The sequence below is a fragment of the Chitinophaga sp. genome (assembly GCF_019236475.1).
Taxonomy (GTDB): domain Bacteria; phylum Bacteroidota; class Bacteroidia; order Chitinophagales; family Chitinophagaceae; genus Chitinophaga.
In genome coordinates, this window is sequence record NZ_JAFAIX010000012.1 from 946,154 (window position 1) to 961,699 (window position 15,546).

Consider the following 15,546-nt stretch of genomic DNA (forward strand, 5'->3'; position numbering starts at 1 on the left):
TGCCCGTTACCCAAATTCGTATTGATACATAGTTTAGATAGGTTTTATTCATTTCCCGTAATTAACTAAAAACTGGGGAGTCATGAAGTTTGAAAAGATTAAGAACAAAGGACAGGCAAGATTATTTGAGAGCCAGTATCTAGAGATGCTAACAAAGACGCATCCTCTGGTGATCTGGGGTATGTATTTGCCAATTATCGGCTATATGTTGTACTATAGCCATGACACGCTGGGATTCACCATTGGAACAGTTGCGTTGGTATTTTTTGGGGCCATGTTTTTCTGGTCCTTCTTTGAGTATATCATGCATCGGTTTATTTTTCACTTTGCCAGTGATAGTCAGAAAGTGCAGCGATTTATTTATGTAATGCATGGTAATCACCATGAATATCCGCGCGACAAACAGCGTTTATTCATGCCGCCAGTTCCTAGTCTGATACTGGCTTCCGTGATATTTGGTTCACAGTATATTTTCCTGCGTCAATGGACATTTATGTTCTTCCCAGGTTTTTTACTGGGATACCTGATTTATGGCAGCATGCATTATGCTATTCACGCCTGGAATCCACCGTTTAAATTTATGAAGCCATTATGGCGTAATCACCACCTACATCACTATAAGAGTGAGGATAAAGGATTTGGGGTAAGTTCTTCCATTTGGGATGTGGTATTCGGCACCTTCTTCGATTTAGACAAAGAGAAGGAAGATAAAGAGAAAGTAAAAGAACTGATGTTCAACAAATAAGTACAAAAAAACCGGTTGAAATTTCAACCGGTTTTTTTATGCAATATCATTACCATTTTTCTTCATCATCGTCTGCCTGTTGTTGGCGGAAAGAGGCCCTGGAAGCAATCTTTTGCAGTTGTCTCTCTATAATCAATCCTGCAATCGCCGGATAAGGCTCTATTTCCAGTTTGGCGGCCTCCTGGATGATCTGTTGTACCTTTTTCTCTGATACATCTATCCGGTACAAAAGAAAAACGAATTGTTGGAAGTCCTTGCTAATTATTTGTTTCAGTCTTTTTGCCAACTGTTGCTGCAGTTCATCATAACTCACCTGATCGGGTATACGCAGTTCGAACGTCTGGTTTGCCCATTGAGTGGTTTCCTGTAAATATTTGACTGGCAGCGACATATACTATTTCATTTGTTTGATCTTGTAGCTCGCGTTGGTTATAATCTTAACGGGAACGTCTATATCCTTTTTAAAACCTTTGGCTCTATTGGCTTTGTATTTATAGGAGCCATTTAGTTCCATGTTTTGCACACAGATATTTGGTAATCCGGAGCTACGGTTAATCAGGTACTGAGATTGTGTGCTACCACCGATTTCTGCGGTAGCTTTAATATCATCGTCCAAGGTCAGCATCTGCACTTTATCTGTTTTGATTTTTGCAGTACCACCTACTTTTGCGGTTTGTGCATCCCAGGTTTGCAGGTTCCAGTAAAGATCCACGGAGCCAACCAATCCGCCGCGCATAGGTACGTTTTCTTCCCACTGCGTACCGGTTTTAATACCATGTGCAGGATACATTACCAGCAGTTGTTCCAACCAGCTACGGAAAGCATCGGTACCAAACTGGTCTTTCATGAGCTTTTTATAGGCTGCCTGTTCATCCTTTTTCAGGTTGGTGAAAGCAGATTCGGCACTGTCCAGCAGATCGTCCAGACCATCGATTTTAGTGATGATGCCGGTAGACGTCAATTCCACCGTGAAAGGTTTTTTCAGAATTTGTTTAAGACCGGCTTGGAAAGGTTCTGTAGATTCAGGGCCTTTCGCATCTACGGCGATATTGGTATTTTTCGCGTTGAAATTGAATTTCAGATCCTTGTAATAGAAGCTCAGCACCGCTTTACCAGGATTAACATCTTTCACATCAATAATAATGACGTTGTTATAGTCGCGGGTTGTGCGCTGTTGTGCGCCGTTAATAGTCATATAGGTTTCCGAGCGACTCTTCTGTTCCAGTTCAAATTGTTCTCCTTTGTTGAAGGTATAATGAAGATCAACGTATTCCTGTGCTTGAACCTGTGTGGCCGCTGTGACCATAGTAAGGGCTATTCCGAGTATTCTTTTCATTACGACTTATATTTTATCAAACGTATTTTTCAATTACACCAAGACCGAACAAAGCGAAATCATATTTTGCCGGATCGTCTGGATCGAGTTTCTTCAGCGCGTGGGTCAATGCCACAGCCGTTTTCCAATCGGCTTTAGGTCCTGAAATAATTCCCAGCCTGGTGGCTACCCTACTCACGTGTACGTCCATAGGGCATACCAGTTGAGATGGGGAGATATGGTTCCACAGTCCAAAATCCACGCCATTTTCATCCTGGCGAACCATCCACCGAAGGTACATATTCAAGCGTTTGCAAGCACTGTTGCGGGCTGGTGTAGAAATATGTTTCCGTGTTCTTTCCGGATGTTCCAACGCAAAAAACACTTTATGAAAACCCAGCAGACCTTTCTCTACATTCTCATCCTCTTCCGACATATGGCTGCTGAAGGCGAATTCCAGGGACGTGACATTGGTATAATAATGCTGTAGGAATTCAACAAAATACAGCAGATCCAAGCCATTGAAGGTCCGATGTACAAATGACATCAGTTTCATTCTTTCGCGTGGCTGATGGTTCCGGATATAGTCGTACGGACTATTATCCATCATCTTCATCAGTTCTCGGCATTTGTTGATGATAGTTGTTCTATTACCCCAGGCGAGGATGGCAGCGAAAAGGCCGGCTATCTCTATATCTTGCAATTTGCTGAAGCTGTGCGGGATAATAATCGGATCATTCTTGATAAAATCGGGATGATCATACTGAGCTGCTTTTGCATCCAGGAAATCGCGTAACTGCTCGATCTTCATAATACGATATCGTGTGTATCAACAGTCATACCGCATGCATACAAGCGTGTATGCGTGTAAGTATGCGGTATGCAAACTGAGGATATGGTTTTACTGCAATTTGATAGCGGTAAAGATAGCAGTTACCGGCCATCTTTGTATTAGCCGATGGCTTTTTTCAGGTCTTCCACCAGGTCGTCGGCATCTTCGATACCAACACTGAGGCGAATCAGGCTATCGGCGAGGCCATTTTTAATTCTTTCTTCTCTTGGAATGGAGGCATGCGTCATAGTAGCAGGGTGTCCGATCAGGGATTCCACGCCGCCCAGGGATTCTGCCAGGGAGAAAAGATGTGTATTGCTGAGTACACGGTTTGCAGATTCCAGGCTGTCGTCTTTCAGTGTAAAGGACATCATACCACCGAAACCTCTCATTTGTGTTTTGGCAATATCGTGGTTAGGATGATCTGTAAATCCAGCCCAGTATACCTTATCCACTTTTGGATGGTTCCGGAGATAGTTGGCAATAATGGCTCCGTTTTCGCAGTGGCGTTGCATACGTACATGCAAGGTTTTGATCCCTCTTAGTACGAGGAAGCAATCCTGTGGGCCCGGAACGCCACCTGTACTGTTCTGAATAAAGTACAACTGTTGGGCCAGTGCCTCATTTTTCACAATGACCGCGCCATGCACCACATCGCTGTGGCCACCTAGGTACTTGGTTGCAGAATGTACCACGATATCGGCTCCCAGGTCCAGTGGATTCTGGAGGTAAGGAGACGCGAAAGTATTATCTACCGCCAGCAGCACTTCATTCTTCCTTGCTATTTGCGCAGCAGCATGAATATCAATGATATTGAGTAATGGATTGGTAGGTGTTTCAATCCAGATCATTTTCGTTTTAGGCGTGATATGCGACTCGATGTTCCGGGCATCCTGCATGGGGATGAACGTGAATTTCAGACCATATTTGGCGAATACCTTGGTAAAGATGCGGTAAGTACCTCCATACAAGTCGTTCGTAGCGATAATTTCATCACCAGGATTGAGGAGTTTGAGTACGGCATCGGTTGCGGCGAGGCCACTGCCAAAGCAAATGCCATGCGTACCGTTTTCGATAGCGGCGAGGGCATTTTGGAGGGCGTCTCGTGTTGGGTTTTGGGTACGGGCGTATTCGTACCCTTTATGTTGTCCGGGGGCGGACTGTACGTAAGTAGATGTCTGGAAAATGGGGGTCATGATGGCCCCGGTAGACGGGTCGGGAGCTACACCTGCGTGTATGAGTTTGGTACCCAGCTTCATGTCTTAAATATTTTATAATGAACAATTTCTGGTAGTAACCAAATATACATTGTTTAGGGAAAGAATGCGGAAACAAATAGGGGCAGAAAACGAGGAAAACAGGGTTTAACAGTTGTCCATTTTAGCTAATATTAGAATATTATCGTATTATTTATTACGCTTACGAACAATTTTCTAGCGTTCACCAAAACGGGAGTAACGGCAAGGATTAAACGAATTAAATTTGTTTTAGGTTTTTCATAGGATATGGTTAAAATTTTTAAGGCGGTATTCCTACCGCCTTTCTTTATTTCAATTATTTTGATTTTTTAGGCGTCGCATCAGACCATTTGATAGGCAGGTTTACGCTTACTCTATCCCAGGCGATGATCAGGTTAGCACCTGGATCTGCTTTTTCAAAAACCATGGTAAAGGCTTCCACTGATGTATTGAGTGACAGTACCGGCAGGGTGGTTCTCACCACATCTTTAGCAGGATCATATTTGAAAGCACCCCAGATATCTGTTTCCCGATTGATGATGATAGTCCAGTTTTTCTCTGTAGGGATCGCATACATGGTATATCGACCTTTTGGAACGGATTTACCAGCAATGATTACAGGGTGGAAGAATTCGATTTCAGTAGCTTCGTTGGCTCCTAGTCGCCAAATTTTACCATACTCCTCCAGGTTGCCGAATATTTCGCGGCCTTTGGTTTGAGGACGGCTGTAGATGACTCTGGCGATCAGTGGTCCGGCCGACTCACCTTTCACTTTTACAACGTAAGGGTACATTACAGGGTAATAGGCCATGTCCATAGGGCTGGCATCTAGCGGCGGTAATTTTTTATCCTGAGCGCCAGCATTTAAACAGAATATGCCCATCATAAAGGCAACTATCATTGCTTTTTTCATCTTCCGGAAAGTATTTTTTCTTGATATGGAAATTCGGCCCCAAACCTAGCCTTTTTTGGGCAATCCAAAAAGGTGGAGGGGTTATATTAACAGCACTTTTAAAGGTCTTTTAATGCATCCAGACTTTTCACATAGGCTTCCAATTCTGGGAAGAATTCCTGGTAGCAAGATTTCAGGGCATCATAGTGTTCCATGAAGGTCGCAAAAATGACTTCGCCCGGGGTATCCAGGTATTGCGCTCTGCGGCTTACTCCACGAATGGCGCTAGAAATGCCATCGGTTGTACGGTAATTATACAGCCAGTCAAACTCCCGCATGTATTTGAACATTTGGAGGAATCTTGCGGGGAGGGTATCTCCTTTACTTTCAATGACCTGATAAACGTAACGGGTAAACGAATACAGCGATTCATCCGTAAAGCGTTCCGGGTCTGTGGCCAGGAAATGATCGAAGATTAAATCCGTGAATACACCACTGTAAAGTCTGGCTGAAGCTCGGAAGTACGTTTTAGCCCTGGTGGTTACCGGATGCGAATCGGTGAAAGTATCGATAGCACGGTGAACCAGGATACCTTTCCTCACGCCTTCTTCCTGTTGTTCCAGTTGCTTCCTCCCTTTAACAAAGTCGGCAATGAGGTTGCCGGTTATCAAGTCGGGATTGCGGAAAGACAGGTATGCATGGGCCAGATGGTTCATAATGAAGCAGTAGGTGATTGTTACAACAAATGTAATTCATCACGCTCATCTCCCCAATTCCATCCTATTTAACAGTCTTTTAACTTTCACTGATGCAACATTTTTCCATTGGCACCAACTAACAGTGTATCAAAGTTCTTACTGGCAGGGGTTTATAGGAAATTAAACAGAAGTGACAACAAGTATCCTATTACTGGTACAAAAAAGTGCCATCAGTAAATATTGGCTTGACCACTCGCCCCTTCCCGTCGTAGTTTTGAGTCATCAAACAAAAAGTACACAAACAAATTAATCTCAAAACCAATTCAAAATTCAAAGCCATGAAAAAGCTCTTATTTGTCGTAGTTGCTGCCCTGACCCTGTCTGCTTCTAGCGTATATGCTAGCACTTATGAAACTGCTGTAAGCAACAAATTGAAAGTGTCATTCAGAGATGCGTTCGCGAATGTTAAAGATGTTAAATGGTATACCGACGATAACAAAACATTCACTGCCAAATTCACCCTGAATAATACAACTGTTAGCGCCTACTTTGATGCAGAAGGTCAGTTACTGGTTACTTCCCGTGTGATTGAAGCAGAAAGCCTGCCTTTAGCAGTAGTAAACAGACTGGTTAAAAAATATCCTGGTAACAAAATCAACACTGTTGTAGAATACGAATCAGCAGGTGGCACCGTATACATGATCATGCTCGAAGGTGATAAAACCTGGATTAAAGTGAAAGCAGATGAAACTGGTAATATTGAGTTGAAAGAACGTCTGCAGAAAGCCTAATTGGTAGTTGGTTACCGATAAAACGTCCCATAGCACCATCACCAGCAAATTTATCTTAACTTTGCCCCCTGTTAAGGCTTTATTAGCCAGGCTGTTAATGTATAAATGATTAAATGACATGAATAAGGGACCTGTTTCTCAATTTATCCAGCACCATTACCGTCACTTTAATGCTGCTGCATTAGTGGATGCTGCCAAAGGATACGAAACGCATTTGCTGGAAGGTGGTAAAATGATGGTGACCTTGGCTGGTGCCATGAGTACGGCTGAATTGGGCATCTCCTTCGCGGAAATGATCCGCCAGGGTAAAGTAGATATCATTTCTTGTACTGGTGCAAACCTGGAAGAAGATATCATGAACCTGGTAGCTCATACCCACTACAAACGTGTACCTAACTACCGCGACCTGAGCCCACAGGAAGAATGGGAGCTGCTGGAGCAAGGCTTCAACCGCGTAACCGATACCTGCATTCCTGAAGAAGAGGCTTTCCGCCGCATTCAGCAACATATCCATAAGATCTGGAAAGACGCGGAAGAAAAAGGCGAACGCTATTTCCCGCATGAATTCATGTACAAACTGCTCCTGAGCGGTGTGATGAAAGAGCACTACGAGATCGATCCTAAAAATAGCTGGATGCTCGCTGCTGCTGAGAAAAATATTCCAATCATCGTTCCAGGATGGGAAGACAGTACAATGGGTAACATCTTCGCTTCCTACTGCATCAAAGGTGATCTGAAAACTTCTACCATGAAATCTGGTATCGAGTATATGATCTTCCTGTCTGAATGGTATCGCCAAAACTCCGGTGGAAAAGGCGTTGGCTTCTTCCAAATCGGTGGTGGTATCGCAGGGGACTTCCCTATCTGCGTGGTTCCTATGATGTACCAAGACCTGGAATGGACAGATGTTCCTTTCTGGAGCTACTTCTGCCAGATCTCTGATTCTACTACTTCGTATGGTTCCTACTCCGGTGCCGTTCCAAACGAAAAAATCACCTGGGGTAAACTGGATATTCACACTCCTAAGTTTATCGTGGAATCAGATGCTACTATCGTAGCCCCACTGATGTTCGCGTATATTCTTGGCTGGTAGTCAATAACAGATATTAGGGAAAAAGTCGTAACGCTCTGCGTCACGACTTTTTTTTATGCTTTAAATATTGAAGATTCCTTTTATGGCGAGGCTTAACAATTAGTTCGGGAGCATTTACAAAAATAAATCCGCTGCAATACCATCGGCAAAAAGTCGGCCTGCAGGGGTTAAGCGCAATGTAGTACCATGCTGCTCCATCCATCCTTTTACAAGATAACGTTGACTTTGTACCGTCAACTGTTTAGCCAGGTCAACGCCAAAGCGCTCTTCCACCCAGCCAAGATCACAGCCTGCTTTGGTACGCAGTGAAGTCATGATATACTCGTTGAATTGCATCTCCACAGATAATGTTTCCAGCTCAAATGGAATCTTGCCCGCACTAATACTTTTTATGTACAACGCATTATTGGCCACATTCCATTGGCGAGAGTGTCTGTTGAAGGAATGGGCAGACGGTCCCAAACCTAGATAAGACAAGCCTTTCCAGTAACTGCTGTTATGTTGACTATGCCATCCCGGTAAGGCAAAATTTGAAATTTCATAGTGCTCATATCCCGCTGCTTCCATCCAGGTCATCAACATTTCAAAATGTCGGGCTGCCCTTTCTGGATCTACCGCTTCCATTTTCTTCTTACGGATAAATGAATCCAATGCAGTTCCTGGTTCAACTGTCAATGCATAGCAAGAAAGATGAGGAATGCCTAGGGAGATGGCCAGTTCCACGTTTTCCTTCCATCCCTCATCAGAGAGGCCGGGGCCTCCATAAATCAGATCAATAGTAATATTGTTGAATCCTGCCGCCTTAGCCTGGATGATGCACTCTTTCGCCTGTGTACTGTTATGGGCACGGTTCATCCATTGCAAGTCTGGCTCATGGAATGACTGCACACCTATGCTCAGTCGATTGATACCCAGGGATTTCAGTTCCTGGAGTTTTTCCATGCTCAGGTCATCCGGATTGGCTTCCAGGGTAATTTCCGCATCGGGCGCGATGTTGAAATGCTCCCGGAGTTTATCCAAGATTGCCTGTAGCTCTTCTTTGGAGAGCAAACTGGGGGTGCCACCGCCAAAATAGACGGTGTGTATGGTATCGTTTCCTAAATAGTCCTGTCGCAAGGTGATTTCCTGCAGAATACTCTTCACCATGGCCTCTTTCTGCGACAAAGAGGTGGAGAAGTGAAAATTGCAGTAGTAACAAGCCTGTTTGCAGAACGGAATATGTATATAAATGCCGGACATGAATGCTGCGCTTATCCTTAATGGCTATCAGCCAACTATGGAGTATTTTAATATCTTTGCAAACATCAAAATTACGATGCAATTTTGTTTTGTGAACAGGATGCTTTTATTTGCCATTCTTTCAAATCATTGAAAAATCATTTCCTGGTGCGCCACTGGTTATTGCTACTCTTTACAATCTGTTATCTGCCGTTGATGGCCCAAAATGCAGACTCTGCCCATACGGCGGCGCCTGCCAAACCTGTAACCCGCACTGCTGCGGATACTACCCGGCCGAAGCCTAGAGTGGCTAAGGCTCGTATAGATTCCAATGCTCGGAAAGCGGCAGTAAGAAGAGATACAGTTGCTGTAAAGCGGGATACCGCCCGTGTGGCGCCAGTAATAGCTGCGGCACCTGTGGATACTACCAAAAAGGCAACAGACAGTGTTGTGGTGGCGGCTCCGCCCAAACCCAAGCCCGTGTCTTCCTATGATATATACATGAAAAAACTGGCGGTAGAGAATATTTTCCTGCAACCAGGGAAGCCAACTTACAGGGATGTGAATCTTCTGCGTCCTTTCCGAAACCTGGACTGGATGGTGTATTTAATAGCAGGTATCGTATTATTGGTGAGCATTATCCGACTGGCTTACCAGAAATATTTCCATGACTTATTCAGGGCTTTCTTGAATCCTACCTTAAGTCAGCGTCAGTTGAAGGATCAGTTATCTCAGTCCCCTTTTCCGAATTTCTTGTTCAATGCATTCTTTATTATTTCCCTGGGCATGTACCTATACCTGGTGTTGTATCGTAAGCAGGTATTCCCGCAAGCAGAGCCATGGATGCTGATTCCGGGCCTGATTGCCCTGGTGGCATTAGTGTATGGAACCAAGTATGTAGTATTGCGTTTCTGTGGTTGGTTATTTGGTAATGCGGATCTTGCTGATGCTTATATTTTTATTCTCTACTTGATTAACAAGATTTTAGGAGTGTTGCTGGTGCCGTTCTTGGTAATTTTAGCATTCTGTAGTGCGGAAATTGCCCAAACCTTCCTTTATATTTCAATATTTTTCATTATATTACTTGTTATTTACCGGTATATTAGGTCTTATTCCCTAGTAAAGCAGTATCTATCCTTCAGCAAATTGCATTTTTTTCTTTACCTTTGCGCATTCGAAGTAGCGCCGGTTTTGATATTAACCAAGGTGCTGCTGAATATCTGGTTAACTGGTAATCCCTGATTACCGCCTATTGTTAACACAAGAGCAAAATAAAGTATGATTAAAGGCGGGCCAAAAAAAGATTTGCAAGGTAAACAAGTTCAGTCAATCCTAATTTCTCAACCTAAGCCTGAAACAGAAAAGTCTCCTTATTTCGATCTGGCTAAAAAGTTCAATGTTAAGCTGGACTTTTTCCCGTTCATTCGAGTAGAAGGGTTACCTGCAAAGGAATTCAGGAAGCAGAAAATTGACATTCTGAATTACACAGCCGTAATTTTTACCAGTAGAAATGCTGTTGATCACTTTTTCCGTATTTGTGAGGAGATGAAAGTTAAGGTCTCTCAGGATTGTAAGTATTTCTGTATCACGGAAGCAGTCGCACTCTATCTACAGAAGTTTATTCTGTACCGCAAGCGTAAGGTATTTTACGGTGCCGACGGCTCTACGAAAGGAGTACTGGAAGTGATGAACAAGCATAAGGATAATGAGAAATTCCTGTTTCCAAGTGCAGACAGTCAGAAGAAGGACATTGAAGAATGGTTGAAAACAAACAAGTGCGAGTATGCAACAGCAACCCTTTACAGAACCGTTTCTAACGATGTGAAAGAGTTACTGTCAAACAACACGTACGACATGATCGTTTTCTTTAGTCCTTATGGCGTAAAATCCTTGTTTGAAAATGTGCCGGAGTTTGAACAGAATGGTACCAAGATTGGTGCATTCGGTCCTACTACTTCTGCCGCGGTTGAAGAATCTGGATTAAGACTGGATGTAAAAGCACCTGCACCACAGGCGCCGAGCATGGTAGCAGCATTAGAACAATATCTTGCTACATCGAACAAAAAGTAAGCGTACATCGCTTAAAATAACTGACTGGGACAGCTTTAAGGCTGTCCCTTTTTATTTGATGCAATGTGAGCGCAGTAGGCTGAAAAAATAATGCAGCATATTTCTAGAAAATAAATTTCTTTGCATCACTAACTGTCTATTCCAATTCAAATCCAATATCCTCTTATGAATAAGCTCATCGGCGAAACCAGCCCTTATTTGTTACAGCACGCGCATAACCCGGTAGAATGGTATCCTTGGGGGCCTGAAGCCCTGAATAAGGCTGTCCAGGAAAACAAGCCGATACTGGTAAGTATTGGTTATGCCGCTTGTCACTGGTGTCATGTGATGGAAAGAGAGAGCTTTGAAGATCATGATACCGCGCGTATCATGAACGAACATTTCGTGAATATCAAAATAGATAGAGAAGAGCGGCCAGACCTGGATCATATCTACATGGATGCCGTGCAGGCCATGACTGGCGCCGGCGGTTGGCCCCTGAATGTGTTCCTGACGCCAGATAGGAAGCCGTTTTACGGCGGAACCTACTTCCCTCCTGTTAAAGCCTACAACCGGCCTTCCTGGAAAGATGTATTACATTCTATATCCGATGCCTTTACCAACAAACGAGAAGAGATAGATGCGCAGGCCGATAATTTGACCCAGCACCTGGAACAGGCCAGCCAGTTTGGTATTCAAGGTGGATTAGATTTGAAATTGCCGGTGGAAGAGTTGTTTACCAAGGCACAGGCGGATACCATTTGTGAGAATATTTTAAAGCAGGCAGATACCATCTGGGGTGGATTTGGTCGTGCCCCTAAATTCCCGCAGACCTTCACGATATCTTGGTTGTTGCGGTACCATCACTATACGAAGCATGAGAAAGCGCTGGAACAGGCGTTATTGTCACTGGATAAAATGCTACAAGGCGGAATTTATGATCAGTTGGGAGGTGGTTTTGCCAGATATTCCACGGATGAAAAATGGCTAGCTCCTCATTTTGAGAAGATGCTATATGATAATGCTTTGTTGATAGATGTATTATGTGATGCTTACCAGATTACAAAAAATGAGATATACGCCAATACCATCAGAGAGACCTTGGAATTTATTTCTCGGGAGATGACATCTGCTGAGGGCGGCTTTTATGCCGCATTAGATGCGGATTCGGAAGGTGTTGAAGGGAAGTTTTACACTTGGAGTTTGGATGAAATCATGCAGGTGTTGGGAGATCAGGCCGAAGTGTTTTGTGCATTTTATGATGTAAGCGAGCATGGGAATTGGGAGGAGACGAATATTCTCTGGATACAGCAGCCACTAGAACAATTTGCAGCAGCACGTGGATATAATGCCGCTGAATTGGGCGCTACATTGAAAGATTGTAGAGAAAAGCTGCTGGCAGTAAGGGCAGGAAGAGTACGTCCGGGACTGGATGATAAGATTCTGTTGGGATGGAATGCCTTGATGGCGCATGCATATTGCCGGGCCTATGCTGTATTGGGAGAAGAGAGCTATCGGGAAGCGGCTATACGGAATATTAAATTTTGTATGCACCAATTCCGCATAAAAGAGGGCGCTCCTGCGTTTTATCATACCTGGAAGGATGGAGCGGCGAAGTATCCGGCATTTTTGGATGACTATGCTTATCTGATCAGGGCTTTGATAGCTTTGGCGGAGATAACCGGTGATCTGGAACACTTTTATGCGGCTAGGGAGCTGACAACCTTTGTGATGGCCCGTTTTACAGACGATAGTGGGAAATATTATTATTATACGATAGATGATCAGAAAGACGTTATAGTCAGAAAGAAGGAAGTTTACGATGGTGCAACCCCCAGTGGCAATGGAATAATGATTCAGAACCTTTGGGCACTTTCTATTGTTTTCGGAGATAAACAGTTGGCGGATAAAGCGATAGGAGCCGTTTCGGGTTTGGCACAAACCGCGGTAAGATACCCCACTTCTTTTGGCGTATGGGCGTCCCAGTTATTACAGTTTGTGGAGGGGACGGCAGAAATTGCCGTAGTAGGTAAAGATTATCAGGAGAGAATGGCGGATGCGGGAAAATGGTTTATTCCGTATCGGGTGTTGCTAGGAGCAGAAAAAAATGTGAAGGATATCCCCCTGTTGACAGACAGGTACCAAGAAAATGACACATTGGTTTACTTATGCAAAGATTATCATTGTATTAAGCCAGTCTTTTATATAAGTGAAATTATTAATTTAATTTAATAATTATGTAACTTGCATCCCGTAAGGGGCGTGATGAATTCGGTAAATGTTGATACGAGCATATAATAAAATGTTAAAAAATACGTTTAAATTAGTTACCGGGTCGCTGCATAGGGAATTGAAAAAGTTGGATAAAAAGTAACTACGGATTAAAATTAATTATTACATTTGCTATCTTTCATATAAACAAAGCGGGTGAATTTGAGATTTGTGTTCCCTTGTATGCTGGCAAAAAACACCTGGCTGGTTAATAGAAAAACATATTCTGATGAAAGCTACCCTTATGAAGCTTAACTATTTAAGAGGTCTGTTGGCAGTTTTGCTGGTTACCCTGCTTGCCAGCTGTGGTGGTAGTAAAACCCCCAAGAACGCACAAGGGCAACTGATTGGCGTGAGTCCAAGGCCTAAGTATTATCCCCCTGTACCCTATGGAATGGTGTATGTACCACCTGGAACCTTCCACATGGGACCAAGTGACGAAGATGTAAACTATGCGTTTACAGCACGTAACAAGTCTATTTCTATTTCCGGCTTCTATATGGATGCTACGGAAATTACGAATAACGAGTATCGTCAGTTCGTTGATTGGGTGCGCGACTCTATCGCACACATTCTGCTTGGTCATGTGAAACAGGAAGACGGTCAGGACATCATTGACTGGAAACAGAAAATCAACTGGAAAGATAAAGGCACCATTGAAAAATTGGATGCCATGGTATACTCCGAAGCGGATCGTTTGTACGGCCGTAAGGATATCGATGTGGGAAAACTGATTTACCATCAGGAAACTTTCAACTGGGATAAAGCCAAGCTGAGAGAGAATACCGGTAAACCACGTTCTACCTTTATCGTGAAAAAAGACGTACCTATCTATCCAGATACCCTCTGCTGGATCAGGGACTTCTCTTATGCCTACAACGAGCCAATGACTCGTATGTATTTCTGGCACCCTGCATTCGATAATTATCCGGTAGTAGGTGTAAACTGGCATCAAGCAACTGCTTTCTGCGAATGGAGAAGTAAGTTCTGGGAGGACTATCGTAACTCTAAGAAATTATTCACAGAAGATAAATTCCAATTGCCATCTGAAGCGCAGTGGGAATATGCTGCCCGCGGTGGTAGAGAACAAACTCCTTACCCTTGGGGTGGTTACTATATCCGCAACAAAAAAGGATGTCTGTTGGCTAACTTCAAACCTGGTCGCGGTAACTATCCTGAAGACGGCGGTTTCTACACAGTACGTGCAGATGCCTACTGGCCTAACGACTACGGTCTGTATTGCATGGCCGGTAACGTTGCGGAGTGGACAGCAGATATCTACTATGAAAATGCTTATTCCTTTACCTCTGACATGAACCCTTATTTAAGAATGGATGTTCCAGATGATGCACCGCTGAAAATGAAGCGTAAGGCCATCAGAGGGGGCTCCTGGAAAGATATCGGATTTTTCCTCCAGACTGGTACAAGGACATATGAATATCAGGATAGTGCGAAGTCTTATGTAGGTTTCAGATGTACTATTGCTCTGAGCCGCAGAATGAAAGGTAAGCACTAAAGAAAACTAGCTGGAATTAATATAAAACAAGATAACCTTTTATATTATGTACACTATCCGCAAATCGTTGAGAATTAACTATTCCATACAGAAATTTAACACTAATCACTTTAACCAGATTAAATTTTAACCTATGGCTATGAATCCTAAAAAAGCTAGTTGGCTGAACTTTTTCGTATGTATTGCAGCTTCTGTTGTAATTATTGGTGCCCTCTTTAAAATCCAACACTGGCAAGGCGCTGATATTGCTCTGATCGTGGGTCTGAGCACAGAAGCATTGATCTTCTTAGTTTATGCTTTCGTTCCGGATTCTGGTGGTTCCCACGCTGAAGGTGGCGTAGTTGCGGTTGCTGGCAGCCCTGCAGTTGCAGGCCTGGACAAAATGCTCCAGGAAGCTGACATCACCCCTGCTAACCTGCAGCGCTTGAGTGAAAACTTCCAGAAACTGGGTACTACAGTTGATAAAATGAGAGATATCAGTGATGTAGTTGCTGCTACCGGCGATTACACTGCTAAAACTCGCGAAGCTGCCGCTGCTATCGGGAATGTGGCTAATGCTTACACAACTGCTGCTTCTGCTGTTTCTTCCTTCAACAGCGCTTCTGAGTCTACTAAAGAATTCCATGTTCAGATGCAAGGTATGACCAAAAACCTGGCTTCTCTGAATGCTATCTATGAACTGGAACTCCAGGATACTAACAACCACCTCAAAGCAATGAACAAATTCTACAGCAACCTGCAGAATACTTCAGCGGCTATGAGCAACAGCATCGAAGATGCTAAGAAAACACAGGAACAAATTACACTGCTGGCTAAAAACCTCAGCAACCTGAATACCGTTTACGGTAACATGCTGAGCGCTATGCACAGTGCGAGATAAGGTTTTGC

15 protein-coding genes are annotated in these 15,546 nt (G+C 43.6%); 8 read left to right on the forward strand and 7 right to left on the reverse strand.

Annotated elements, in window-relative coordinates; all coding sequences use genetic code 11:
• Window positions 1-82: 82 nt before the first annotated feature.
• Window positions 83-745, forward strand: a complete 663-nt coding sequence (locus JO154_RS20095; RefSeq protein WP_291948853.1) for a sterol desaturase family protein — start codon at window positions 83-85, stop codon at window positions 743-745.
• 49 nt (window positions 746-794) lie between these two features.
• Here JO154_RS20095 and JO154_RS20100 read toward each other — a convergent pair whose 3' ends face one another.
• The 6 genes from JO154_RS20100 to JO154_RS20125 all read right to left on the reverse strand — a co-directional run bounded on the left by JO154_RS20100 (window position 795) and on the right by JO154_RS20125 (window position 5,738).
• Window positions 795-1,136: a hypothetical protein gene (locus JO154_RS20100; protein ID WP_291948855.1), complete on the reverse strand. Its 342-nt coding sequence runs from the start codon at window positions 1,134-1,136 to the stop codon at window positions 795-797.
• Window positions 1,137-1,139: 3 nt separating this feature from the next.
• Window positions 1,140-2,081, reverse strand: a complete 942-nt coding sequence (locus JO154_RS20105; RefSeq protein WP_291948857.1) for a DUF6263 family protein — start codon at window positions 2,079-2,081, stop codon at window positions 1,140-1,142.
• A gap of 16 nt (window positions 2,082-2,097) precedes the next feature.
• Window positions 2,098-2,871, reverse strand: coding sequence for a TIGR02757 family protein (locus JO154_RS20110; RefSeq protein WP_291948859.1), 774 nt, complete (start codon window positions 2,869-2,871; stop codon window positions 2,098-2,100).
• 140 nt (window positions 2,872-3,011) lie between these two features.
• Complete coding sequence (locus JO154_RS20115; protein WP_291948860.1) at window positions 3,012-4,151, reverse strand: cystathionine gamma-synthase; 1,140 nt, start codon at window positions 4,149-4,151, stop codon at window positions 3,012-3,014.
• Window positions 4,152-4,446: 295 nt separating this feature from the next.
• The gene (locus tag JO154_RS20120; RefSeq protein WP_291948862.1) at window positions 4,447-5,043 is read right to left on the reverse strand and encodes a DUF2911 domain-containing protein; all 597 of its coding nucleotides are present in this window, start codon (window positions 5,041-5,043) and stop codon (window positions 4,447-4,449) included.
• A 98-nt stretch (window positions 5,044-5,141) separates the two neighbouring features.
• The gene (locus JO154_RS20125; protein ID WP_291948864.1) at window positions 5,142-5,738 is read right to left on the reverse strand and encodes an ACP phosphodiesterase; all 597 of its coding nucleotides are present in this window, start codon (window positions 5,736-5,738) and stop codon (window positions 5,142-5,144) included.
• Between the two features lie 320 nt (window positions 5,739-6,058).
• Here JO154_RS20125 and JO154_RS20130 point away from each other — a divergent pair, with 320 nt between their 5' ends.
• The gene (locus tag JO154_RS20130; RefSeq protein WP_291948866.1) at window positions 6,059-6,511 is read left to right on the forward strand and encodes a hypothetical protein; all 453 of its coding nucleotides are present in this window, start codon (window positions 6,059-6,061) and stop codon (window positions 6,509-6,511) included.
• A 118-nt stretch (window positions 6,512-6,629) separates the two neighbouring features.
• Entirely contained in the window at window positions 6,630-7,604 is a 975-nt protein-coding gene (locus tag JO154_RS20135) for a deoxyhypusine synthase family protein (RefSeq protein ID WP_291948868.1), read from the forward strand.
• A 114-nt stretch (window positions 7,605-7,718) separates the two neighbouring features.
• On the opposite strand, the gene hemW is transcribed toward JO154_RS20135, so the two are convergent.
• Entirely contained in the window at window positions 7,719-8,843 is a 1,125-nt protein-coding gene (hemW, locus tag JO154_RS20140) for a radical SAM family heme chaperone HemW (RefSeq protein ID WP_291948870.1), read from the reverse strand.
• A 129-nt stretch (window positions 8,844-8,972) separates the two neighbouring features.
• On the opposite strand from hemW, the gene JO154_RS20145 reads away from it, so the two are divergent.
• The 5 genes from JO154_RS20145 (at window position 8,973) to gldL (ending at window position 15,538) form a co-directional block, all read left to right on the forward strand.
• Window positions 8,973-10,064, forward strand: coding sequence for a DUF4271 domain-containing protein (locus JO154_RS20145; RefSeq protein WP_291948871.1), 1,092 nt, complete (start codon window positions 8,973-8,975; stop codon window positions 10,062-10,064).
• 36 nt (window positions 10,065-10,100) lie between these two features.
• A complete protein-coding gene (locus JO154_RS20150; RefSeq protein WP_291948873.1) occupies window positions 10,101-10,892 on the forward strand; it encodes a uroporphyrinogen-III synthase in 792 nt (263 codons plus the stop codon).
• 165 nt (window positions 10,893-11,057) lie between these two features.
• The gene (locus JO154_RS20155; RefSeq protein WP_291948875.1) at window positions 11,058-13,103 is read left to right on the forward strand and encodes a thioredoxin domain-containing protein; all 2,046 of its coding nucleotides are present in this window, start codon (window positions 11,058-11,060) and stop codon (window positions 13,101-13,103) included.
• Between the two features lie 268 nt (window positions 13,104-13,371).
• Window positions 13,372-14,658, forward strand: coding sequence for an SUMF1/EgtB/PvdO family nonheme iron enzyme (locus tag JO154_RS20160; RefSeq protein ID WP_291948877.1), 1,287 nt, complete (start codon window positions 13,372-13,374; stop codon window positions 14,656-14,658).
• 139 nt (window positions 14,659-14,797) lie between these two features.
• The gene (gene gldL, locus JO154_RS20165) at window positions 14,798-15,538 is read left to right on the forward strand and encodes a gliding motility protein GldL (protein WP_291948880.1); all 741 of its coding nucleotides are present in this window, start codon (window positions 14,798-14,800) and stop codon (window positions 15,536-15,538) included.
• The last annotated feature ends 8 nt before the right edge of the window (window positions 15,539-15,546 follow it).